At 72.5% G+C, this 21,160-nt stretch carries 21 protein-coding genes; 8 read left to right on the forward strand and 13 right to left on the reverse strand.

Annotated elements, in window-relative coordinates:
- The first annotated feature begins 89 nt into the window (after window positions 1-89).
- Complete coding sequence (locus tag ACGFRG_RS14845; RefSeq protein ID WP_393264414.1) at window positions 90-1,514, forward strand: nucleobase:cation symporter-2 family protein; 1,425 nt, start codon at window positions 90-92, stop codon at window positions 1,512-1,514.
- A 99-nt stretch (window positions 1,515-1,613) separates the two neighbouring features.
- On the opposite strand, the gene ACGFRG_RS14850 is transcribed toward ACGFRG_RS14845, so the two are convergent.
- Window positions 1,614-2,462 carry a chitosanase gene (locus ACGFRG_RS14850; protein WP_393263979.1) on the reverse strand — a complete coding sequence of 283 codons (849 nt, stop codon included), beginning with the start codon at window positions 2,460-2,462 and terminating at the stop codon, window positions 1,614-1,616.
- 132 nt (window positions 2,463-2,594) lie between these two features.
- On the opposite strand from ACGFRG_RS14850, the gene ACGFRG_RS14855 reads away from it, so the two are divergent.
- Window positions 2,595-3,203: a TMEM175 family protein gene (locus tag ACGFRG_RS14855; protein WP_393263981.1), complete on the forward strand. Its 609-nt coding sequence runs from the start codon at window positions 2,595-2,597 to the stop codon at window positions 3,201-3,203.
- Here the strand turns inward: ACGFRG_RS14855 and ACGFRG_RS14860 are convergent.
- Window positions 3,175-4,185, reverse strand: a complete 1,011-nt coding sequence (locus ACGFRG_RS14860; RefSeq protein ID WP_393263983.1) for an Lrp/AsnC family transcriptional regulator — start codon at window positions 4,183-4,185, stop codon at window positions 3,175-3,177. The two genes, ACGFRG_RS14855 and ACGFRG_RS14860, sit on opposite strands and share 29 nt — an antisense overlap.
- Window positions 4,186-4,320: 135 nt before the next feature.
- On the opposite strand from ACGFRG_RS14860, the gene ACGFRG_RS14865 reads away from it, so the two are divergent.
- The gene (locus tag ACGFRG_RS14865) at window positions 4,321-5,793 is read left to right on the forward strand and encodes an MFS transporter (protein ID WP_393263985.1); all 1,473 of its coding nucleotides are present in this window, start codon (window positions 4,321-4,323) and stop codon (window positions 5,791-5,793) included.
- Here the strand turns inward: ACGFRG_RS14865 and ACGFRG_RS14870 are convergent.
- The 4 genes from ACGFRG_RS14870 to ACGFRG_RS14885 all read right to left on the reverse strand — a co-directional run bounded on the left by ACGFRG_RS14870 (window position 5,762) and on the right by ACGFRG_RS14885 (window position 10,244).
- Window positions 5,762-6,391 (reverse strand): TIGR03086 family metal-binding protein, encoded by a 630-nt coding sequence (locus ACGFRG_RS14870; RefSeq protein WP_361419822.1) that lies wholly within the window; start codon window positions 6,389-6,391, stop codon window positions 5,762-5,764. The two genes, ACGFRG_RS14865 and ACGFRG_RS14870, sit on opposite strands and share 32 nt — an antisense overlap.
- Window positions 6,392-6,479: 88 nt before the next feature.
- Window positions 6,480-7,688, reverse strand: a complete 1,209-nt coding sequence (locus ACGFRG_RS14875) for an FAD-dependent monooxygenase (RefSeq protein ID WP_361419819.1) — start codon at window positions 7,686-7,688, stop codon at window positions 6,480-6,482.
- A 90-nt stretch (window positions 7,689-7,778) separates the two neighbouring features.
- Complete coding sequence (gene aceB, locus ACGFRG_RS14880; RefSeq protein WP_393263988.1) at window positions 7,779-9,398, reverse strand: malate synthase A; 1,620 nt, start codon at window positions 9,396-9,398, stop codon at window positions 7,779-7,781.
- 237 nt (window positions 9,399-9,635) lie between these two features.
- Window positions 9,636-10,244, reverse strand: coding sequence for an NTP transferase domain-containing protein (locus ACGFRG_RS14885; protein WP_393263990.1), 609 nt, complete (start codon window positions 10,242-10,244; stop codon window positions 9,636-9,638).
- 162 nt (window positions 10,245-10,406) lie between these two features.
- Between ACGFRG_RS14885 and ACGFRG_RS14890 the strand changes: the two genes are divergently transcribed.
- On the forward strand, window positions 10,407-10,718 hold the full coding sequence (locus ACGFRG_RS14890) for a DUF5955 family protein (RefSeq protein ID WP_361419810.1): 312 nt from the start codon (window positions 10,407-10,409) through the stop codon (window positions 10,716-10,718).
- Window positions 10,719-10,834: 116 nt separating this feature from the next.
- On the opposite strand, the gene ACGFRG_RS14895 is transcribed toward ACGFRG_RS14890, so the two are convergent.
- Entirely contained in the window at window positions 10,835-12,322 is a 1,488-nt protein-coding gene (locus ACGFRG_RS14895; protein WP_393263992.1) for a PLP-dependent aminotransferase family protein, read from the reverse strand.
- A 240-nt stretch (window positions 12,323-12,562) separates the two neighbouring features.
- Between ACGFRG_RS14895 and ACGFRG_RS14900 the strand changes: the two genes are divergently transcribed.
- Window positions 12,563-13,072: a universal stress protein gene (locus ACGFRG_RS14900; protein WP_393263994.1), complete on the forward strand. Its 510-nt coding sequence runs from the start codon at window positions 12,563-12,565 to the stop codon at window positions 13,070-13,072.
- Between the two features lie 16 nt (window positions 13,073-13,088).
- On the opposite strand, the gene ACGFRG_RS14905 is transcribed toward ACGFRG_RS14900, so the two are convergent.
- The 5 genes from ACGFRG_RS14905 to ACGFRG_RS14925 all read right to left on the reverse strand — a co-directional run bounded on the left by ACGFRG_RS14905 (window position 13,089) and on the right by ACGFRG_RS14925 (window position 16,720).
- Window positions 13,089-13,670 carry a hypothetical protein gene (locus tag ACGFRG_RS14905; RefSeq protein ID WP_361419804.1) on the reverse strand — a complete coding sequence of 194 codons (582 nt, stop codon included), beginning with the start codon at window positions 13,668-13,670 and terminating at the stop codon, window positions 13,089-13,091.
- A gap of 9 nt (window positions 13,671-13,679) precedes the next feature.
- Window positions 13,680-14,492, reverse strand: coding sequence for a papain-like cysteine protease family protein (locus tag ACGFRG_RS14910; RefSeq protein WP_361419801.1), 813 nt, complete (start codon window positions 14,490-14,492; stop codon window positions 13,680-13,682).
- 9 nt (window positions 14,493-14,501) lie between these two features.
- Window positions 14,502-14,828: a hypothetical protein gene (locus tag ACGFRG_RS14915; RefSeq protein ID WP_393263997.1), complete on the reverse strand. Its 327-nt coding sequence runs from the start codon at window positions 14,826-14,828 to the stop codon at window positions 14,502-14,504.
- An 84-nt stretch (window positions 14,829-14,912) separates the two neighbouring features.
- Window positions 14,913-15,563 carry a response regulator transcription factor gene (locus tag ACGFRG_RS14920; RefSeq protein ID WP_361419795.1) on the reverse strand — a complete coding sequence of 217 codons (651 nt, stop codon included), beginning with the start codon at window positions 15,561-15,563 and terminating at the stop codon, window positions 14,913-14,915.
- A complete protein-coding gene (locus tag ACGFRG_RS14925; protein ID WP_393263999.1) occupies window positions 15,560-16,720 on the reverse strand; it encodes a sensor histidine kinase in 1,161 nt (386 codons plus the stop codon). The genes ACGFRG_RS14920 and ACGFRG_RS14925 overlap by 4 nt, the downstream gene beginning before the upstream one ends.
- 133 nt (window positions 16,721-16,853) lie before the next feature.
- Here ACGFRG_RS14925 and ACGFRG_RS14930 point away from each other — a divergent pair, with 133 nt between their 5' ends.
- Entirely contained in the window at window positions 16,854-17,891 is a 1,038-nt protein-coding gene (locus tag ACGFRG_RS14930; RefSeq protein ID WP_361419789.1) for an ABC transporter permease, read from the forward strand.
- Window positions 17,888-18,586 carry an ABC transporter ATP-binding protein gene (locus ACGFRG_RS14935; RefSeq protein ID WP_393264000.1) on the forward strand — a complete coding sequence of 233 codons (699 nt, stop codon included), beginning with the start codon at window positions 17,888-17,890 and terminating at the stop codon, window positions 18,584-18,586. The genes ACGFRG_RS14930 and ACGFRG_RS14935 overlap by 4 nt, the downstream gene beginning before the upstream one ends.
- Before the next feature lie 106 nt (window positions 18,587-18,692).
- Here ACGFRG_RS14935 and ACGFRG_RS14940 read toward each other — a convergent pair whose 3' ends face one another.
- Window positions 18,693-19,493, reverse strand: a complete 801-nt coding sequence (locus ACGFRG_RS14940) for an IclR family transcriptional regulator (RefSeq protein WP_393264002.1) — start codon at window positions 19,491-19,493, stop codon at window positions 18,693-18,695.
- Between the two features lie 328 nt (window positions 19,494-19,821).
- Between ACGFRG_RS14940 and allB the strand changes: the two genes are divergently transcribed.
- Window positions 19,822-21,159: an allantoinase AllB gene (gene allB / locus ACGFRG_RS14945; RefSeq protein ID WP_361419780.1), complete on the forward strand. Its 1,338-nt coding sequence runs from the start codon at window positions 19,822-19,824 to the stop codon at window positions 21,157-21,159.
- The last annotated feature ends 1 nt before the right edge of the window (window position 21,160 follow it).

The following is a 21,160-nucleotide window of genomic DNA, read 5'->3' on the forward strand; positions in this document are numbered from 1 at the left end:
AAACACAGCCGCACCACACTGCACCACCTCCCTGACACCCGCGTCGCCGCCGACGCGTTACCCGACCGGAGGAACCGCCCGTGGCCGCCCTGCCCGCGCCCCGCAACGATGCAGCACCCGAGGGAGCACCCGCCCCTCGTGTCCCGGCCGCCGAAGGTGCCGCGCACCCGGTCGACGAGACCCTCCCCCCACTGAAGATGTTCACCAGCGGCCTCCAGCACGTGGCCGCGATGTACGCGGGCGTGGTGGCCCCGCCCATGGTCGTCGGGCCCGCGGTCGGGCTCACCGCCAAGGAGACCGCGTTCCTGATCGGCGCGAGTCTGTTCACCGCCGGGCTCGCGACCCTGCTCCAGACCATCGGGTTCTGGAAGGTCGGCGCCCGTCTGCCGTTCGTCAACGGCGTCTCGTTCGCCGGTGTCACCCCGATGATCGCCATCGGCAAGGACCGCGGCCACGACGGCATGACCGTCATCTTCGGGGCGGTGATCGTCGCGAGCGTCCTCGGCTTCGTACTCGCCCCGTACTTCAGCAAGTTGCTCCGCTTCTTCCCACCCGTCGTCACCGGCACGGTCATCACCCTGATAGGTGTCTCCCTGCTCCCGGTGGCCTTCCGGTGGGCGCAGGGCGGCAACGCCGCCGCGCACGACTACGGCTCGACGAAGAACATCGGGATGGCCGCGCTCACCCTGGTGATCGTGCTGGCGCTGCGCAAGCTGCTGCGCGGCTTCCTCCAGCAGATCGCGATCCTGCTCGGCCTGGTCGTGGGCACCCTGATCGCCGTGCCGTTCGGCATGACCAGCCTGGACGCGCTCCGCGACGCGGACGTCGTCGGCTTCCCGACGCCGTTCCACTTCGGCGCCCCGCACTTCGAGATCGCCGCGATCGTCTCCATGTGCATCGTGATGCTGGTCTGTATGACCGAGTCGACCGCCGACATGCTGGCCCTCGGCAAGATCGTCGGCCGTCCGGCGGACGAGCGCACCATCGAGGGCGGGCTGCGCGCCGACACCCTCGGCAGCGCGGTGAGTCCGCTCTTCAACGGCTTCATGGCGAGCGCCTTCGCGCAGAACATCGGCCTGGTCGCGATGACCAAGGTGCGCAGCCGCTTCGTGGTCGCCACCGGCGGCGGGATCCTCGTCCTGCTCGGTCTGTGCCCGGTGGCCGCGTCCGTGATCGCGCTGGTCCCGCTGCCGGTCCTCGGCGGCGCGGGCATCGTGCTCTTCGGCTCGGTCGCGGCCAGCGGCATCCAGACGCTGTCCACGGCCGCCCTCGACCAGGGCGAGAACGCGCTGATCGTCGCGGCCGCCCTCGGCGTCGGCCTCATCCCGATCGCGGCGCCGACCTTCTACGACGCCTTCCCGCAGAACGTCCGGGTCGTCCTGGACTCCGGCATCTCCACCGGCTGCGTGATCGCGATCGTCCTCAACCTGGCCTTCAACCACCTGGGTAAGAAGGTGAGTTCGACGCCATCGGAAGCGGGAGTGGCGGCCGAGCACGCGGTGGTCGCGCACTGACCCGCCGCCTACGGTCCTCGGACGCGAGCGGCGCGCACGGTACCTTGCCCGTACCGTGCGCGCCGCTCGTTCACCGTCTCACCGGCTCATCGGCCGTCTTCAGTCGATGTGGTACGGGTCGCCGTAGACCTTCCAGTCCAGCGGCGGGTCGAGGTTCAGGTTGCCCTTCTTGAGGAATACCCGCTGCGCGGTGTCGACGCGGCTGGTGTCGCTGTGCGCCTCCTCCTGCTTCATCGCCCAGACGCGGGCGTCGAGGAAGGCGTTCAGATACCTCGTCTCGTCGCCGCCCTGGGACGGCGGTTGGGCCTTGGCCAGCGCCTTCTTGCGGATGCCGCTGAAGGTGGTCGGGTCGTCGCCGTCGCCGTGCATCACGAGGGCGTCGTAGTAGATGAACTGGCCGAGCGTGCCCACGCCGTCGGCCCTGCCCTGCCTGACCGCCGGGTCGAAGTACACCCGGTCGCGCTCGTCGTTCTGGGCGTTCTTGAAGGCGGTCTCCGAGGCGGCCGTCTTCCAGTCCCGGGTGAAGTGCGGGTCGAGCCCGGCGTGCGAGTCCGATCCGTTCACCTTGCGCAGCGCGGGCAGGTACTTCTCCAGTACGTTCCCGGGCTCGCGGTCGCTGTACAGCTGGACCAGGTCCAGCATGTCACCGGTGCCGGAGCAGAACCCGATGATCCCGGCCGTGTAGCCCCGGCCGTCGCCGATGTCCTCGATGTACTTGTACTGGGCCTTCCAGTTGAGTGAGGAGTTCTCCGCGCTGGAGACGAGCTCCATCGCGATTTCCTTCTTGGCCGGGTCGTCTAGCCCGGTCGCCGCAGCTGCCATGGGGGCATTGTGGCTGGTGGCCGCGGTGGCGTTGGCGGCGGGTACGGCGAGGACGGCGATGCCGAGCAGCGCCGTGGCGGTGATCCTGAGACGACGTACGAGGGCGCTGTGGTGGGGGGTGAGCACCGGACCTCCTGGGGGGAGTTCGTCGTTCCCTGTTTTGTTAGGAAACTTTCCTACCAGGTGTCGGGCGGGCCCGTACACCCTTGTGGCACGAGGATGTTGAAGAATCGGGCCGGGTCCTGTTCAGTTCACCCGGTGAATGAATCAAGCCGGGTCGAGGCGTTCAGCGACGGCGTGTTCGCCATCGCGATCACCCTCCTCATCCTGGAGATCAAGGTGCCCCAGCACTCCGGCGACCACCTGTGGAGCGACCTGGGCCGGCAGTGGCCCTCGTATGCCGCGTATGTGGTGAGCTTCCTGGTCATCGGCATCATGTGGGTCAACCACCACACGGTCTTCAGCTATGTGGTCCGCGTCGACCGCACGTTGATGTTCCTCAATCTGCTGCTGCTCATGACGGTCGCCGCGATCCCCTGGCCGGCCGGGCTGATGGCCGAATATCTGCGGGAGGAGCACGCCTCGCATGTCGCCGCCGCCGTGTACAGCGGCTTCATGGTCGTCATGGCCCTCAACTTCACGGCGCTGTGGTGGCATCTGACCCGCACCGGCCACCTCTTCGACTCCCGGGTCGACGTCCGGGCGGCCCGGGCCGCCCGCGCCCGCTTCGCGTTCGGGTCGCTGGCCTACCCGGCGACGGTCGGGCTCGCCTTCGTCTCGGCGCCGCTGACCCTCGCGGTGCACGGCCTGCTCGCGGTGTACTACGGCTTCAACCAGCTCAAGGTCCCGGTGCGGGAGGCGAGTTGAGGGTGCGCCCGCCCGGAGCGGCGCGCCGCGCGGGGGCGAGCGGACCCGCGGCCTTCACCGTGCGCAGCACCGGCGCGGTCTCCAGGGTGCGGATCGCCTCCAGCGCGCCCAGCCGGTGGGTGAGGTAGTGGTGCAGCGCGGCCGGGTCGGGGCAGAGCGCCTGGGCGACGAGGTTGCTCGGGCCGGTGGTCGCGGCGACGAAGGCGAGCTCGTCGTGGCGGGCGAGCGTCCGGGCCACCTCGTCGAGATGCGCCGGGGTCACCGCCATCCACAGCAGTGCCTGGGTGCCGCCGCCCAGTTGGGCGCTGTCGATCTCGACGTCGAAGAACAGGGCCCCGCTGGTACGGAGTTCGGCGATCCGCCGGGCGACCGTCGCGGGCGAGAGGCCGGTGGCGGCGGCGAGGTCGGCGAGGGCCGCCCGGCCGTCGTGCCGCAGGGCGGCGAGGAGGCGGTCGTCGGCGGGGACGGGAAGCGCCCGTGATCCCTCGACTTCCTTCTCCGGTGCGACAGTTGGGGTGAGAGCTCGCTGCTGCTCCGCGTCCAGGGCGCGGGCCCGGCCGTGCCAGGCCGTGGGGCCGCCGAGGTAGGTGTGCAGGACGTAGTGCGCGGACACGGCGGTCACTCCGGCGGTGCGGGGGATCTCGCGCAGCAGCATGGTCTGCGGGGCGTGGACGATCGCGACGATCTCGGTGCCGCCCGAGGCGAGTTTGACCCAGGAGGTGTCCTCGCGGCGCGCCAGGGCCTGGGCGAGATCCTGCGCGGCGCGCGGCACCGCGCTCAGGCGCACCATCCACTGCGCGAGCCCCGCCCTGGCCGGATCGGCGAGCCCGACCACCCGCAGCCCCGCCTCGGCCCGCAGCCGCCGGTAGCGCCGGGCGACGGTCTGCGTCGACACGTCCAGGACCGCCGCGATCCGCGCGAACGGGGCCCGCCCGTCGAGGTGCAGGGCGTGGACCAGGGCACGGTCGATCTCGTCGAGCACGTGAGATTCCTTCACCTCGGGCGCGCCAATGGAATGAATCGGCAAATCCGACGCTGTGGATGGAACCACAAGCGTACGCGTCGGCAGGCTCGGGGGAGCCGCCGGGAGCCCGGCGGCTCTACGGAAGGAGCGGCTGTGCCGAAGGTGTCGAAGGTCGTACGGGTGGGTGTGGTGCCGGAATCGCCCGGGGCGCCCGGATCACCCGGGTCGTCCGCCGGGCCGTACCGGTGGCGCTGGGCCGCGCTCGCCGTGCTGCTAGTCGCCGAGGCGATGAATCTGCTCGACGCGACGATCGTGCAGGTCGCGACGCCCGTCATCCGGACCGACCTGGGTGGCCCGGACTCCGTGGTCCAGTGGTACGCCGCCGCGTACACCCTCCCCTTCGCCATGTTCCTGATCACCGGCGGACGCCTGGGCGACATCCTCGGGCGCCGACGGGTGTTCCGCGTCGGGGTGGTGGTCTTCCTCGCGGCCTCGCTGGCCTGCGCGGTCGCGCCCTCGTACGGGGTGCTGATCGGCGCCCGGGCCGCGCAGGGAGCCGCCGCCGCGCTGGTCATCCCGCAGACCATCGGCCTGATCCGGGCCATGTTCGACGGTGGAGAGCTGGCGCGTGCGCTCGGGAGCATCGGTCCGGTGATGGGGCTCGCCGCCGTCTGCGGGCCCGCGCTCGGCGGGCTCCTGACCCACGCCGATCTGTTCGGCTCGTCCTGGCGGTCCGTGTTCCTGGTGAACCTGCCGCTCGGCGCCGCCGTGCTGCTCGCGGCCCCGCTGCTGCGCGAGGACCGGGCGGCCCGGCGTCCGCGCCTGGACCTCACCGGCACCGCGCTCGTGGTGACCGGATCCGGCGCGCTGGTCTACCCATTGATCGAGGGCGGGGACGCCGGGTGGCCCGCCTGGTCCTGGGTGCTCCTGGCGGCCGGGGTGGCGGTGCTCGGGCTCTTCGGGCTCGACCAGCGCCGCAAGAGCCGCCGCGGCCGCAGCCCGCTGGTCGAGGCCTCACTCTTCCGGCACCGGGGCTTCCCGGCGGCCCTGGTGACCTCCACGCTCTTCTTCGCGGTGCTGAACGGCCTGATGCTGGTCGTGGTGCTCCATCTCCAACTCGGCCTGGCATCCGATGTGCTGACGGCCGGTCTCACTCTGCTGCCCTGGTCCTTCGGCATGGCCGTCGCGTCCTGGGTCGCGGGCACCCGGCTCGTGCCCCGGTACGGGCCGCGCCTGATGTACGCCGGGCTCGCCACTCTCCTCGTGGGCGTCCTGGCCGCGACGGCGGTGTACGCGGCGAGCGACCCCGCCCGCTACCCGTGGCCGCTCCCCGGCGCGCTCGCGGTGTGCGGCACGGGCGTCGGGCTGTTCACCGTCCCGTTCTTCACCGCCGCCCTGCACCGCGTCGGCCCCGCCGAGACCGGCTCGGCCGCCGGGCTGCTCAACGCGGTGCAGCAGCTCGGCGGGACCCTGGGCACCGCCCTGCTCGGCAGCGTCTTCCTGGGCGCGGCGGATCCGGCCCACGGAGCCCAACGTGCCTTCTGGGCGGCCGGGCTGCTGCTCGTCGCCACCGGAGCCGCCGTGGCCGCCGGGCTCAGGCGGCCCAGCCCGGGTCCCGCCCGCTGAGCCCGACGACCCGGTCGAGCATCGGGGCGTCCTCGGGGACCTCGACGACCGGCCCGAACGCGGGGGCGCGCAGGGCGCTGTCCCGGTTCGCCGCGAAGAACCCGTACACCGCCTCCGGGCCGGCCGCGCCCGGGTCGTACGCCTGGCCGGTCGCGCGGGACAGGTCCCAGCCGTGGACGACCAGTTCGTTGAGCGCGACCACGCCCGCGATCGCGGCGGGCAGGGTGAAGCCGCCCGCCTGGGTGTCCCCCTCCCACGCCTGCGGCTCCCGCCACGCCTCGGCCAGCGCCGTGAGCCGCCCGGGCAGCCCGGTGCGCCAGTCCTCGGGCAGTACGGGCGTGACGGACCCGGGGTCGGTGCCGGTCGCGGGACCGAAGTCCTTGTGCGCGGCCGCGGTGAAGGCGGCGGTGAGCCCGGCGATGTGCCCGACGAGCTCGCGTACGGAGTACTTGGGGCAGGGGGTCGCGGCCGCGAGCTGGTCGTCCCGTACGCCGTCGATCAGGCGGGCCACGGCTTCGGCGGCGGGGGCCAGGTCGGGCCCGGGGGTCTGGGTGTGTGCGTCCATGCAGGGGAGACCGGTGGGGCGGGTGGAACTCATCGGTGGCTGAACGATTCCTCCGGACTGTTCCCGACCCGACTGTGCACGACCCGGCCGTTCCCGACCCGACTGTTCGCGACCCGACCGTTCACGGTTTGAGGCGGCGGCCGCCGAATCCGCCCGAACCGTCGACCTGCTGCCACCACTTCTCCAGGCCCCGCTGGTCCATCGTGCTCCAGTCGGGCGTCTCCTCGACCAGTCCGAGGCCGAGTTGGCGGCCCAGTTCGACCATGGAACGGCCGGTCGCAGCGCGGCCCTCGTCGTAGGCGCGAAGAGCCGTCTGCCAGTCGGGCGCGGCCATGAGACCGGCCTCCAGGGCGGTGGCGTCCTGGAGCGCCTTGACCGCGCCGCCGCCGGTGTGCGGGCGGGCCACCGTCGCCGCGTCGCCCGCGAGGACCAGCCGGCCGCTGGCGTAGTGCGGCGCGGTGAAGTCGTACATCGGCTGGACGAAGAGCTCGTCGGCGGTGGTCGTGCGCACCAACTGGCCCCAGTACGGGGCGAGCCGGGTGTCCGCGATGTGCGCGAGCCGGGTGTGCAGGGTCTCGGCGAGGGTGCCCGGCGGCAGGCTGGTGGGGTTGTCGAAGTCAAGACCGAGGTCCGCGGGCGGGGCGGTGTAGAGCACCCAGTTGATGCGCAGCCCGCCCTTGCCGTCCGGGATGCGGTAGATGATCGTGTGTCCGCCGGGGAAGACCGCGTACACGCAGTCCTCGTCGGGCCACAGCTCCGGGGCCATCAGCCGGTCGGCCGGGAACGCGCCCCGCCAGGCGAGATAGCCCGCGTACTCGGGGCGCACCTCGGCGAACGCTGCCGTGCGGACCGCCGAGCGGTAGCCGTCGGCGCCGATCACCAGGTCGAACCGCTCGCTCCCGCCGGACGCGGTGGTCAGCTCCACCCCGTCCGGGTCCGCCTCGATGCCGGTCACGGTCGCCCCGCCCCGGAACTCCGCCGACTTCGGCACGCGGTCGCGCAGTTCCTGCCAGAGCGGACCCCAGTTGTACGTACGGAACGGGAACGGCAGCACCCCGATCCGGCGGCCCAGCGGCGCCGAGCCGTTCCTGACGTACCAGCAGCGGCGGCTCAGCTGGAGCCACGGCATCGCCGCGTCCACATACCCGGCCGACTCCAGCTCCGCGTACCGGTCGTTGTGCATCGCGAGCCCGACGCCCCGGTCGGCGAGCCGGCCCGCCGCCCGTTCGAACACGGTGATCTGCGCGGCGCCGCCGCGGTGCGCTGCCAGCGCCGCGGCACATCCGGCGACGCTTCCCCCGACTACGGCGACCCTGCCTCCACGTAACATTCACTCATTCTGACAGGGGCGCGGGCCCGGAGCGGTCGATTCGCCCCGGACCCGCGCCCCTTGGCTCAGTGCCGGCCGTAAATGCCCTGGTCAGCCGACCAGTTGCGCATAGGCGGGCAGCGTCAGGAAGTCCGCGTAGTCCGCGTCGAGCGAGACCTTCAGCAGGAGGTCGTGGGCCTGCTGCCAGCGGCCGGCCGCGAACGCCTCCTCGCCGATCTCGGCCCGGATCGCGGCCAGTTCCTCGGCCGCGACCTTGCGGGCGAGGTCGGCGGTGGCGAGCTCGCCGTTCTCGAACACGACGCCCGCGTTGATCCACTGCCAGATCTGCGAGCGGGAGATCTCGGCGGTGGCCGCGTCCTCCATGAGGTTGAAGATGGCGACCGCGCCCAGGCCCCGCAGCCAGGCCTCGATGTAGCGGATGCCGACCTGGACGGCGTTGCGCAGGCCGTCGTAGGTGGGGCTGGCGTCGAGCGAGTCGATGGCGATCAGGTCGCCGGGCGCCACCGACACGTCCTCGCGCAGCCGGTCCTTCTGGTTGGGCTTGTCGCCGAGGACCGCGTCGAAGGACGCCATCGCGATCGGGACGAGGTCCGGGTGGGCCACCCACGAGCCGTCGAAGCCGTCGCCCGCCTCGCGGTCCTTGTCGGCCTTGACCTTCTCGAACGCGACCTTGTTGACCTCGGCGTCCTTGCGGGACGGGATGAAGGCCGCCATGCCGCCGATGGCGTGCGCGCCGCGCTTGTGGCAGGTGCGGACCAGGAGTTCGGTGTACGCGCGCATGAAGGGGGCCGTCATGGTCACCGCGTTGCGGTCCGGCAGCACGAACTTGGCGCCGCCGTCGCGGAAGTTCTTGACGATGGAGAAGAGGTAGTCCCAGCGGCCCGCGTTCAGCCCGGCCGCGTGGTCGCGCAGCTCGTAGAGGATCTCCTCCATCTCGTACGCGGCCGTGATCGTCTCGATCAGGACGGTCGCGCGGACAGTGCCCTGCGGGATGCCGACGTAGTCCTGGGCGAAGACGAAGATGTCGTTCCAGAGGCGGGCCTCCAGGTACGACTCGGTCTTCGGGAGGTAGAAGTACGGGCCCTTGCCGAGCTCGATCAGGCGCTTGGCGTTGTGGAAGAAGTAGAGGCCGAAGTCGACCAGGGCGCCCGGCACCGGGCGGCCGTCGAAGCGCAGGTGGCGCTCTTCCAGGTGCCAGCCGCGCGGCCGCATCACGACGGTCGCGAGCTCGTCCGCGTCCTTGAGGGCGTACGACTTGCCCGACCCCGGGTCGGTGAAGTCGATCCGGCGCTCGTAGGCGTCCATCAGATTGAGCTGGCCGAGGACGACGTTCTCCCAGGTGGGGGCGGAGGCGTCCTCGAAGTCCGCGAGCCAGACCTTGGCGCCGGAGTTCAGCGCGTTGATGGTCATCTTGCGGTCGGTGGGGCCGGTGATCTCGACCCGGCGGTCGTTGAGCGCGGCCGGGGCCGGGGCGACCTTCCAGTCGCCCTCGCGCACGGCGGCGGTCTCGGGGCGGAAGTCCAGCGTGGAGGTGCGGGCGATCTCGGCGCGGCGCTCCTGGCGGCGGAGCAGGAGCTCGTCACGGCGGGGCGTGAACAGCCGGTGCAGCTCGGCCACGAAGGCGAGGGCCGCGTCGGTGAGCACCTCGTCCTGCCGGGGCAGGGGCTCGGCGTCGACGATGGCCAGCGGGGACGGCGCTGGTGCGGACATGTGCTGTCACTCCTTCGCGGGCGGTGCCCTCGCCGGCCGCCGGGAGGCAGAAATGGCACTGAGTGCCATGGCCCCGGATGCGACTGGGGGCGCCGTCTCAATCAATCGGGCGCTTCTGAACAGTGGATACTAGTTTCCTCATGGTGGAAGTTCAATGGTTTGTTGATGTCGAGATTCTCCGGGTCGACAGACCGTGGCGCTCGGTGCCACCCCGTTCACTCCAGGTGTACCGGAGTATCAGTCGAGCCGCTTGAGATCCGCCTCCGTGTCGATGTCGTACGGCTCGGCCACGTCCCCGCACTCGACCAGCGTGATCGCCGACTCGTGCGCCTTCAGATACGCGCGCGCCCCGCGGTCGCCCTCCGCGCTCGCCGCGATGTCGGGCCAGCGGTCGGCCCCGAAGAGCACCGGGTGGCCGCGCCGCCCCTCGTACGCGGCCGCGACCAGCGACGACGGTGAGGCGTAGGCGGCCCGTACGCGCGCGATCGCAGCCGGGCCGATGCCGGGCTGGTCGACCAGACAGACCAGGGCGGCCGGTGCGCCCGTACCGGCGAGCGAGGCGAGCCCCGCGCGCAGCGAGGAGCCCATGCCCTCGGCCCACTCCGGGTTGTCGACGAGCACGCAGTCGTCGAGCCGGGCGCGCTTTCGTACCTCGTCGGCGGAGGCTCCCAGCACCACGTGCACGGCCGTGCAGCCGCCCTCGCGCAGCACCCGCACCGCGTGCTCCACGAGCGGGCGGCCCCGGTGCGTCAACAGAGCCTTCGGCCGTCCGCCGAGGCGGCGCCCGCCGCCCGCAGCCAGGAGCAGACCCACGACCTGCGGTTCGTCGTTCATCGGTGTCGTCATGGCCCCACGTATACCGAATGGGCCCGCCGAATTCCGTCCGCACAGTGGCGCGCGCCCGGCGCGATGGCGTTAACTTGCCCGCAACTCCCGTCAGTTGACCTTCGCTGACGGGCTGTGAACGCCGGCCCGACGGTGTGCGTGGGGTGCCTGGGGGAAGGACTTGTGTTGCGACGCGTGGAGCAGAGGCCCGTGACCGGCAGTGGTGAGGACCCCAGAGTGGCCGAACTGCGGGTGGCCGTGGCACGGCTGCGCCGGGAGCTGGCCGGGCATCCGGCGGAGTTCCGGGACCGGGCCGTGGCCGAGGACGAGCTGGCGGCGCTGGATGCCATGGCCGTTTCCGGGAACCCGGAGGTTCCGCGGCTGCGCCGCTCGCTGCTCCTGATCGCCGGGTCCATCGGGTCTGTCAGCGCGTTGTCCCTTGCGGTGAAGGGTGTGCGGGAAGCCGTTGACTTATTCGGCGAGCCGTCGCGCTAGGCGCTGCGCCTGCGGTTGTTTGGCTGCGGGCCGTGCGTGGCTGGTCGCGCCCACGCGGCGGAGCCGCACAATGTGACAGCCCCGCGCCCCTGGAGGTACCCGGTACCGCATCGCGCTTACGCCACCCAGTGCGGCTGGGACGGCTCGCCCGTCACTGTCGGCAGGCCCTCGTCCAGCGTCACCGCCAGCCTTCGTACCGCCTCGCGTGTCAGGTCGGCGGGCAGGCAGTACGGGATTCGCAGGCGGTGCTCGTGGGTGCCCGGGTCTGCCGCGAAGCGGGCGCCGCCCTGGAGCAGTACCCCGTGCGCCAGCGCCGCCCGCGCCAGCGCGCCCGCGATCGGGCGGCCCAGGTCGACCCAGAGGGTCAGGCCGCCCGGTGGCGACTGCCAGCGCCACTCGGGGAACTGGGCGGTGAGCGCGTCCGTGAGGGCCGCGCGCTGCTCCCGCATCCGCCGCAGCCGCTCCACCAGTACGTCGTCCATGCCGGGCAGCAGGTTCACCGCCACCAGCTGGTCCAGGACCGAGGACGCCATGTCCTGATGGATCCGCGTTCCCGCGAGCTCGGTGATCAGCCGTGAACCCGCCCGCACCCAGCCGATCCGCAGCCCGCCCCAGTGCGTCTTGCTGAGCGAGCCGACCGTCACGATCTGCTCGGCCTCGCCGTGGTGCGCGAGCGAGGCGAACGGCGCGGGCGCCGGTACGTCCAGCGCCATCTCCGCCATCGTCTCGTCGATGAGCAGCCAGGTGCCGGTGGCCCGCGCCGACCGCAGCAGCCGGGTGCGCTGCTCGGTCGGCATCAGCGCGCCGGTCGGGTTGTGGAAGTCCGGGATCAGATACGCGAGCCGGGGCGCGGTCTGCCGCAGCGCGCACTCCATCAGCTCGCCGTCCCAGCCGCTGTCCGTCACCGGTACGGGCGTGATGCGCAGCCCGGCGTGCCCTACCGCGTCCAGGCCGTTCGGGTACGACGGACTCTCGACCAGGACCCGGTCGCCCGGGCGGCCGAGCAGGGACACCACCAGCGAGAGCGCCTGCTGGGCGCCCGTGGTGATCAGGATCTGGTCGGGCAGCGTCGGCAGGCCGCGCCGGGTGTAGCGCTCGGCGACGGCCGCGCGCAGCCGGGGCAGGCCGAGCGGGTGGTAGCCGGGCGTGCGCAGATGGGCGGGCAGCTCGTCCGCGGCGAGGGCCAGCGCCTCGGCGTACTCGGCCTCGGGCGCGGCGGGCGCCGCCATGGCCAGGTCGATGAGGTCCGAGCCGTCCGCGAAGCTGGCCACATTGGCCGGGCGCTGGCCCTCCGGCAGCTCGGTCCAGGTGCCCGCGCCACGCCGGCTCAGCGCGTACCCGCCCTCGCGCAGCAGGTCGTACGCGGCCGTGACGGTGGCCCGGCTGACCCCCAGCGCGGTGGCCAGCTCCCGCTCGGCGGGGAGCCTGGTGTGCAGCGGAATCCGGCCGTCCAGGAGCAGGGTGCGTACGCCCTGGGCGAGCGGGCGGTAGCCGGGGCGGGGTCCTGCGGTGGCGCCGACCAGGGTGGCCAGCTGTCGGCTGCCCAGCGTCCTGCTGGTGTCCGCCGTGCCGCCCACCGAGTGGACCATGCGGATCCCTGCCATACCAACTCCCTTGGATTGGCCCTGCTGTCCAGTCCAATCAGCGTACAGACTCGAAGGAAGTCGGCGCGATTGGCCTGGCGGAAGTGGGGAGAGGGCGAGAACCATGTACGGCGAGGTACCGGACGCGGTCGTGGTGACGGACCGGTTCGAACGCGAGATGCAGCGGCTCCGCGAGGAGGGGGCGAGGAGGGTGTCGCCGGGGCGGCTCAGGACGTGGTGGGGGCGTACGAGGAGGCGGAAGTGAGCGCGCCGACGGACCCCGCGCCCGGGCGGGTCGCGGTCGGCGTCAGCGGGTCGCTCGGCGGGCTCGCCGCCCTGCGTGCGGGGGTCGGGGAGGCCCGGCGTCTCGGGCGCGTGCTGGTCGCCGTGATCGCCTGGGAGCCGCCCGAGGGCAGGGCCCTGTATCTGCGCAACCCGGAACCCGCCTGGGCCGCGCACTGGGAACTGGAGGCGCGCAAACGCCTCGACCGGGCCTTCGAGGACGCCTTCGGCGGACTGCCCGAGGGCGTCGAGGTCCGCAAGGTGGCGGGCATGGACCGGCCCGGCCGGGTGCTGTGCGCCGTCGCGGGCCGGCCCGACGACCTGCTGGTCGTGGGCGGCCGCCCGGGCGCCCGGTGGGCCCCGGTGCGCCGGTACGTACTGCGGCACGCCCAGTGCCCGCTTCTGACCGTACCGGCGCCGCGCCCCCCGAAAGGCGCGGCCCGGGAGCTGCGTCATGCGACGGCCGAGGACTTCACCCTGCGGGGGTGAGGCCCGCGGGGCTGCGTCAGCCGCCGCCCCGGTCGTCCTGTGCCTCGGGCGGCAGGATGTCCTGCGGGGCGTCGCGGGCGAGGAGCGTGAAGAGGTCCGTCGCCGGATACGCGTGGTCCGCCTCGACGTTCGGCGGGGCCGGGGCCGCCGGGATCAGCGTGTCCGACGCCTCGCCGTGCAGCCAGACCGCGATCAGGTGGACGGCCGGCAGATGCAGCAGCCGCACCTCCGCGTCGCCCGGCTCGCGCCCCGCCGCGTCGAGCGCGGCCGCCGTTCCGGCCACGAACGGGCCGTAGTTGAGCTGGCTGAAGACATGGCCGCCCGCCTCGTCGCGTACCGTCTCGGCGAGCGCGACCGGGCCGGACTCGTGCTGGACGAGATAGCGCCAGGCCACCGGCCGCGCCCCGGCCAGGCCGCCCGGCAGATCGGCGAGCCCGATCACGTACATCTGGAGCGGGTGCGCCAGCCGGAGTTCGTCGGCCCCGGCGGGCACCAGCGTGGCCGCCGGTCGGACCCGGCCGAGGCCCGCCAGGAGCTCGACCCCGGCCTCGGCGGCGGAACGCGACTCCTCGGGTGGCTGCGGTACTTGAAGCGCCATGGTCCGTCCCTATGCCCGGGTGTAGTAGCTGTGGGTCCAGGTTCCGCTGCCCTGGTAGTTGGTCGCGAGCGTGTTGTACACCTGGTCGGACGGACCGTAGATCGGGTCGTCCACGGCCACGATCGCGTCCGAGTTGTTGTACGGCGCGTCCACGCCCATCGCGGTGAGGAAGTGCCCGCCGCCGGTCGACCAGCCGATCCTGATGCACAGCGGGCGGCCCGCCTTGACCTCGGACTCGACGGTCGCGAAGTCCACCGTGTTGGAGACCATGTGGTCGAGGTGGCCGACGATGCTCAGCGGATTGTCAAGGGGCTGCTGGGAGTTGCAGCCCGCGCCGCTCGCGCCGCCCGCGCAGCAGTCGGTGCGCCCGGTCTGCTGGTTGGCCACCGCGCACTGGGTCCAGGTGCTGCCCGCGTTGTAGTAGAGCGCGATGCTGGTCGAGACCGCCGCCCAGCACCAGTTGGTCTGCTGCTGGTGCTGCATGACGAAGGCGAGGCGGCCGCCGTCCCACAGCCGGTAGACCGGCTTGTCGTCCAGGACCGTGATGTCGGTGACGATGTGCAGCGGCGCGCCCCAGTCAACCGTGACCACGAATGTCACACCGTGGTTGGGGTCGTACGGCGGTGAGTGCGGGCTGATGTTGCTGACGCGGACCGGCGCCGCGCCCGTGAACCTCGGGCTGTGCTGGAGGTCGTTCGGGTCGACGCTGTACTCGGAGACCGTGACGATCACGGTCGAGTCGTGGTCGATGATGCCCCAGTTGAAGTTCAGCGCCGTCCGGCCCTGCAGACCGGCCCAGTACTGACGTGCGGTACGCGGCATCGGCCCCCCTCAGCCGTTCTGGTACTCGATGTCGACGGGTGGCCCGTCGAGCACCGTGATGTCGGTGACGATGTGCAGCGGGGAGCCCCAGTCGACGTTGACCGTGAACGTGACGCCGTGGTTGGGGTCGTAGGGCGGCGAGTGCGGGCTGATGTTCTCCACGGTGATCGTGGCGGCGCCGACGAACCGGGGGCTGTGGCGCGGGTCGTTGTTGTCCACGCTGAACTCGGACGCGGTGACGATCACCGTCGAGTCGTGGTTGATGATGCCCCAGTTGAAGTTGAGCCTGGTGCGCCCTTGAAGGTTCCACCAGTACTGGCGTGCTGTCTGTGGCATACGGGCCTCCGCACGGGGTCAGGCCGGGCACATGACGCATCAATGCCCCGCCCCGCCACCTCCGATGCGGGGGCGTAGACGAATTCACCCCGGCTGGCGAATGAGCCGCCGCGCCGAGGCGGCCGCGACCGCCGCCGTGCGCGACTCCACTCCCAACTTGGCGTAGATGTGCACCAGATGGGACTTCACGGTCGCCTGGCTCAGGAACAGCCGCTTGCTGATCTGCTGGTTGGAGAGCCCGTCGCCGACGAGTTGCAGCACCTCCAGCTCGCGGCGGGTCAGCGCCTCGGCCGGGGTGCGCATCCGGTCCATCAGCCGGTGCGCCACCGCCGGGGCGAGCGCGGAGTGCCCGGCCGCCGCCGTCCGCACGGCCGCCGCCAGCTCCTCCGGCGGCGCGTCCTTGAGCAGATACCCGGCCGCGCCCGCCTCCACCGCCGCCAGGATGTCGGCGTCCGTGTCGTAGGTGGTGAGCACCAGCACCCGGGGCGCGCCCGGCCGTGCGGTGATCGCGGCGGTCGCCGCCGAGCCGTGCATACCGGCGCCGAACTGGAGGTCCATCAGGACGACGTCGAAACCGCCCCCGGCCGCGAGCTCCACCGCCCGCTCGGCGGTCGCGGCCTCCCCGGCCACCGTGAAGTCCGGCTCGGTGTCGAGCACCGCCCGCAGCCCGGCCCGGACGATCGGGTGGTCGTCCGCGAGCAGCAGCCTGATCGGTCCGGTCGTCGGCCCGCTCATGACGTGCTCCGGTCCAGCGGCAGGGTGATCGCGACCGCCGTGCCCTGGCCCGGCGCCGACTCGACGCTCAGGGTGCCGCCGAGCGAGCGCGCCCGTGAGCGCATGGCCGGGAGCCCGAAGCCGCCGGTGCCGGACGGCCGTACGCCGCGCGGGTCGAAGCCGCGTCCGTCGTCGACGACATCCAGTGCCACCGAGGTGTCCATGAAGCTCAACGTGATCTCCGCGCGCGCCGCCGCCGCGTGCTGGACCGTGTTGGCGAGCGCCGACTGGGCGATCCGCAGCAGCGCGACCTCGTACGGAGTGGGCAGCTCGACCGGTGTGCCGCTGACCCCGAACTGCACGGCCGGACCCGGCGTCGAGGCGCACAGGCGCTCCAGGGCGCCGGGCAGCGAGGCGCGCTCCAGATCCGGCGGCGTCAGCGCGCGCACGAAACGGCGGGCCTCGGCCAGATTGTCCTGCGCGGCCGTACGGGCCTGCTCGACATGGGCGCGGGCGGGGTCGTCCGGCCCGAGCGCGCGCTCGGCGGCCCGCAGGAGCAGCTGGATGGACGACAGGCCCTGGGCGAGGGTGTCGTGGATCTCGCGGGCGAGCCGTTCGCGCTCGGCGAGCGTGCCCGCCGCGCGCTCGGCGTCGGCGAGCTCGGCGCGGGTGGCGACCAGCTCCTCGATGAGCTCGCGCCGCCGCTCGCTCTCCCGGTACAGCGCCTCGTAGCCGCGTACGGTCGCGACCGCCACGGCGGCTCCCAGCAGCGGCCCGATGAACGTGCCGGGTGTGATCCTCTCGCCGTGCAGCAGGAAGCTCGCGATCGCCGCGCCCGCCGTCGCCGCGACGACCGGCGTCCCCCAGCGGGCCGGGAGCAGATGCAGCTGGAGGAAGTAGAGCGGGAAGGCCAGCCACAGGGCGTCCGGCGAGAGCGCGAGCAGCACCAGCCAGATGCCGCCGAGCGCCCCGAGCCACCAGGCCGCCTCCCGGGTCCGCGGCCGCACCCTCGGCGCGAGCGCCCCCGCCGCGTACACCGCGGCCAGCGCGCCCACCGCGACCAGCACGGGCACCTGGCCCAGCGCCCGTGCGGCCACCAGCACGAGCAGCCCGCCCAGCAGCGCGTGCAGACACAGGCGCAGCAGCCGGGCGACCGGGGTGTGGGGGAGGGGGTTCATAGGACTTCCAGCGTAAGCGGGCCCGGCCCCGGCCCGGTCAATCGAAAGTTTGATATGCGGATCCGTCCTTCGATCCGGGGCATGCGTGCTGTGGCGCGATGCCCGGGCGGGCTTCGGCCGCGAGGCTGGAGCCATGTTCGTCGCATGGAGAGATCTCCGGTTCGCCAGGGGCCGGTTCGCGCTGATGGGGACGGTGGTGGTGCTCATCACCCTGCTCGTCGGCCTGCTGTCGGGGCTCACCGCCGGGCTGGCCCGGGACAACACCTCGGCCGTCACCGCGCTGCCCGCCGACCGGCTCGCGCTGGCAGCCCCGCCCGCCGGGCAGTCGCTCTCCTTCACGAGCTCGATACTGCGGCCGTCGGTGTGGGAGCGGTGGGGCCGGGTGACCGGGGTGCGCTCCGCCGAGCCGATCGCGATCTCCACGGTGAACGCCAGGGCGGGTGAGCGGACGGCCGCGGTGTCGCTCTTCGCCGTCCGCCCCGGCTCCGGTCTCGCACCGGTACGGGACGGGGGCGCCGTGCTGTCGCGGGGCGCGGCGGACAAGCTGCGCGCGGCGGTGGGGGACACGCTGGTCCTCGGCGGCCGTGCGCTGAAGGTGTCGGCGGTGCGCGGCGAGGACTCGTACAGCCACACGCCGGTCGTCTGGACGGCTCTCGCGTCCGGCGCCCCGGCCACGGTGGTGGCGCTCCGGCTCGACGACGGGGTGCCGCTGGCCGCGACGGACCGGGAGCTGGGGACGACGACGCGCACGCTGGACGGCGCGCTCTCCGCGCTGCCCTCCTACCAGGCCGAGAACGGCTCGCTCCAGCTGATGCGGGGGTTCCTCTTCGTCATCTCGGCGCTGGTGGTCGGGGCGTTCTTCACGGTGTGGACGATCCAGCGCAGCGGGGACATCGCGGTCCTCAAAGCGCTGGGCGCGTCCACGCCGTACCTCCTGACGGACGCGCTCGGGCAGGCCGTGCTGATGCTGTGCGCGGGGACGGCGGCGGGGACGGGTCTGGCGGCGCTGGTCGGGGGCCTGGTCGAGGACTCGGTGCCGTTCGTCCTGGACGCCCGCACCACGCTGATCCCGGCGCTTGTCCTGATCGCCCTCGGCGCGTTCGGCGCCGCCCTGTCCATCCGGCGGATCACCGCCGTCGACCCGCTGACCGCGTTGGGAAGTGCCCGATGACCGTGCCGCTGCTGCTCGACTCCGTGACGCTGACCTACCCGGACGGCGACGGCCGGCTCACCGCGCTCGACGATGTCGCCCTGGCCGTGCCGGGCGGCACCCTGACGGCGTGCGTGGGCCCGTCGGGCTCGGGCAAGTCGAGCCTGCTCGCGGTGGCGGCGACGCTGATCGCGCCGGACCGGGGGCGGGTGGTGGTGGCCGGGGCCGAGACGGGGGAGCTGAGCGCGGCCGAGCGGGCGGCGCTGCGGCGCGAGCGGATCGGGATCGTCTTCCAGCAGCCGAATCTGCTGCCGTCGCTGACGGCGGCCGAGCAGTTGCAGGTCATGGCGCATCTGTCGGGCACGAAGCCCGCCGCCGCCCGGGCTCGGGCGCTCGAACTGCTCGACGCGGTCGGCCTCGCGGACCGGGCGGACCGGCGCCCGCACCAGCTCTCCGGCGGCCAGCGCCAGCGGGTGAACATCGCGCGGGCGCTGATGAACTCGCCGTCGGTGCTGCTGGTGGACGAGCCGACCAGTGCGCTCGACCACGCGCGCGGGGCGGCCGTCCTCGACCTGCTGGTCCGGCTCACCCGGGAGCGCGCGACCGCGACGGTGCTCGTCACCCACGACGCGGCCCACCTGGAGCGGGTGGACCACGTCGTGGAGATGGCGGACGGGCGGTTGGGCGCGCGCCCTGCGGGTCAGGTGGTCGGCTGACGGGGGGTACGGGTTGCCCGAGCCTTTAAGGGGCGCGGGGAACTGCGCGACCAGCCCCCACCGGCCCGCAGTCGACAGGCAACCCGAAACCCCGGTCCCTCCAGGGCTAGCCCTGCCCCGTATTCGCCAGCGCCGCCGACAGCTCCACCGCGATCCCCTGGAGGATCGGCACGATCTTCTCCGTGGCCGCCTCCGTCACCCGGCCGGCCGGGCCGGAGATGGAGATCGCCGCGGCCGTCGGGGAGTTCGGCACGGACACCGCCAGGCACCGGACTCCTATTTCCTGCTCGTTGTCGTCCACCGCGTACCCCGCCCGCCGCACCTGCTCCAGCGCGTCGAGGAAGCCCTCCGGCGTGGTGATGGTCTTCTCGGTGGCCGCCGGCATGCCCGTACGGGCGAGCAGCGCGCGCACCTCCTCCGGCGGGGTGTGCGCGAGCAGCGCCTTGCCGACGCCCGTGGAGTGGGGCAGCACCCGCCGGCCCACCTCGGTGAACATCCGCATCGAGTGCTTGGAGGGCACCTGCGCCACGTACACGATCTCGTCCCCGTCGAGCAGCGCCATATTGGCGGTCTCGCCGGTCTCCTCGACCAGCCGGGCCAGATACGGCCGCGCCCAGGTGCCGAGCAGCCGGGAGGCGGACTCGCCGAGGCGGATCAGGCGCGGGCCGAGCGCGTACCGCCGGTTGGCCTGCTGGCGGACATAGCCGCAGGCCACGAGCGTACGCATCAGGCGGTGGATGGTCGGCAGGGGCAGGCCGCTGCTGGCGGAGAGCTCGCTGAGGCCGACCTCGCCCCCGGCGTCCGCCATCCGCTCAAGGAGGTCGAAGGCGCGCTCAAGGGACTGGACGCCACCGCTCGCGGCGGATGGCTTGGAGGCGTCGGTGGTGCTGGCGCTGGACGTCGGCACGGCGCGGTCCTTTCATGCTGGCAGGTGAGCAGCCTACTTGGCGGATTGTCGCCGTACAGTGCGTACGTGGGGCGTCCTTGCCGGTCAGGGCTGGTTTGTCCGGTCGAGGTGGCTGCCCCGTGGCGATAGCTACATTCTGAGAAGTGAAATTCTAATTCCATTCTGTGGAAACCTCCAAGACCCACGCCGTTGGCGGTCGCCGGAGCCGGGACACCCTTGACGGCTCCCTGATCGGCGTGAAGACTCCTTCAACAGTTCGTTGAATTTCGCTGGCTGAATCAGCCACATCAGCTGCACCAGCTGAACCACTGCGGAAGTGAGGGCTCGGGTGTCCGACGTCAACCTCGTACTGCGCTCCTCGCGCGTCATCACCCCCGAGGGCACCCGCCCGGCCTCGGTCGCCGTGGCCGGTGGCGTGATCGCGGCGGTGCTGCCGTACGACGCGGACGTCCCCGCCGGGGCGCGCCTGGAGGACTTCGGCGACGACGTCCTGCTGCCCGGTCTCGTCGACTGCCATGTGCATGTGAACGACCCCGGCCGTACCGAGTGGGAGGGCTTTTGGACCGCCACCCGCGCCGCGGCCGCCGGTGGCATCACCACCCTCGTCGACATGCCGCTCAACTCGCTGCCGCCGACCACCACCGTCGCCAATCTGCGCACCAAGCAGGAGGTCGCGCGGGCCAAGGCGCATGTGGACGTCGGCTTCTGGGGCGGCGCCCTGCCGGACAACGTCAAGGACCTGCGGCCGCTCCACGACGCCGGGGTCTTCGGCTTCAAGGCGTTCCTCTCGCCGTCCGGCGTCGAGGAGTTCCCCGAGCTCGACCAGGACCGGCTTGCCCGCTCGCTCGCCGAGATCGCGGGCTTCGACGGCCTCATGATCGTGCACGCCGAGGACCCGCACGAGCTCGACGCCGCGCCCCAGCTGAGCGGCCCCAAGTACGCGGACTACCTCGCCACCCGGCCCAAGGTCTCCGAGAACACCGCGATCGAGGGCCTGATCGCGGCCGCCCGCCGGGTCGGCGCCCGGGTGCACATCCTGCACCTGTCCTCGTCCGACGCGCTGCCGCTGATCGCAGCCGCCAAGCGCGAGGGCGTACGGCTGACCGTGGAGACCTGTCCGCACTACCTCACCCTGACCGCCGAGGAAGTCCCGGACGGGGCCAGCGAGTTCAAGTGCTGCCCGCCGATCCGCGAGGCCGCCAACCAGGACCTGCTGTGGGCCGCGCTCGCCGACGGCACCATCGACTGCGTGGTCACCGACCACTCGCCGTCCACCGCCGACCTCAAGACCGACGACTTCGCCACCGCCTGGGGCGGCATCTCCGGCCTCCAGCTCAGCCTCTCCGCGATCTGGACCGAGGCGAGGAAGCGCGGCCACACCCTGGAGGACGTGGTGCGCTGGATGTCCTCGGCCACCGCCTCCCTCGTCGGGCTCACCCAGAAGGGCGCCATCGAGGCGGGCCGCGACGCCGACTTCGCGGTGCTCGCCCCCGACGCGACCTTCACCGTCGACCCCGCCGCCCTCCAGCACCGCAACCGTGTCACCGCGTACGCGGGCAAGACCCTGCACGGTGTCGTCAAGTCGACCTGGCTGCGCGGCGAGCGCATCCAGCACGACGGCACCCTGACCGAGCCCACCGGCCGCCTGCTCGAAAGGAACAACTGAA

Origin of the sequence: Streptomyces sp. NPDC048696 (assembly GCF_043198895.1) — a bacterium.
Taxonomy (GTDB): domain Bacteria; phylum Actinomycetota; class Actinomycetes; order Streptomycetales; family Streptomycetaceae; genus Streptomyces.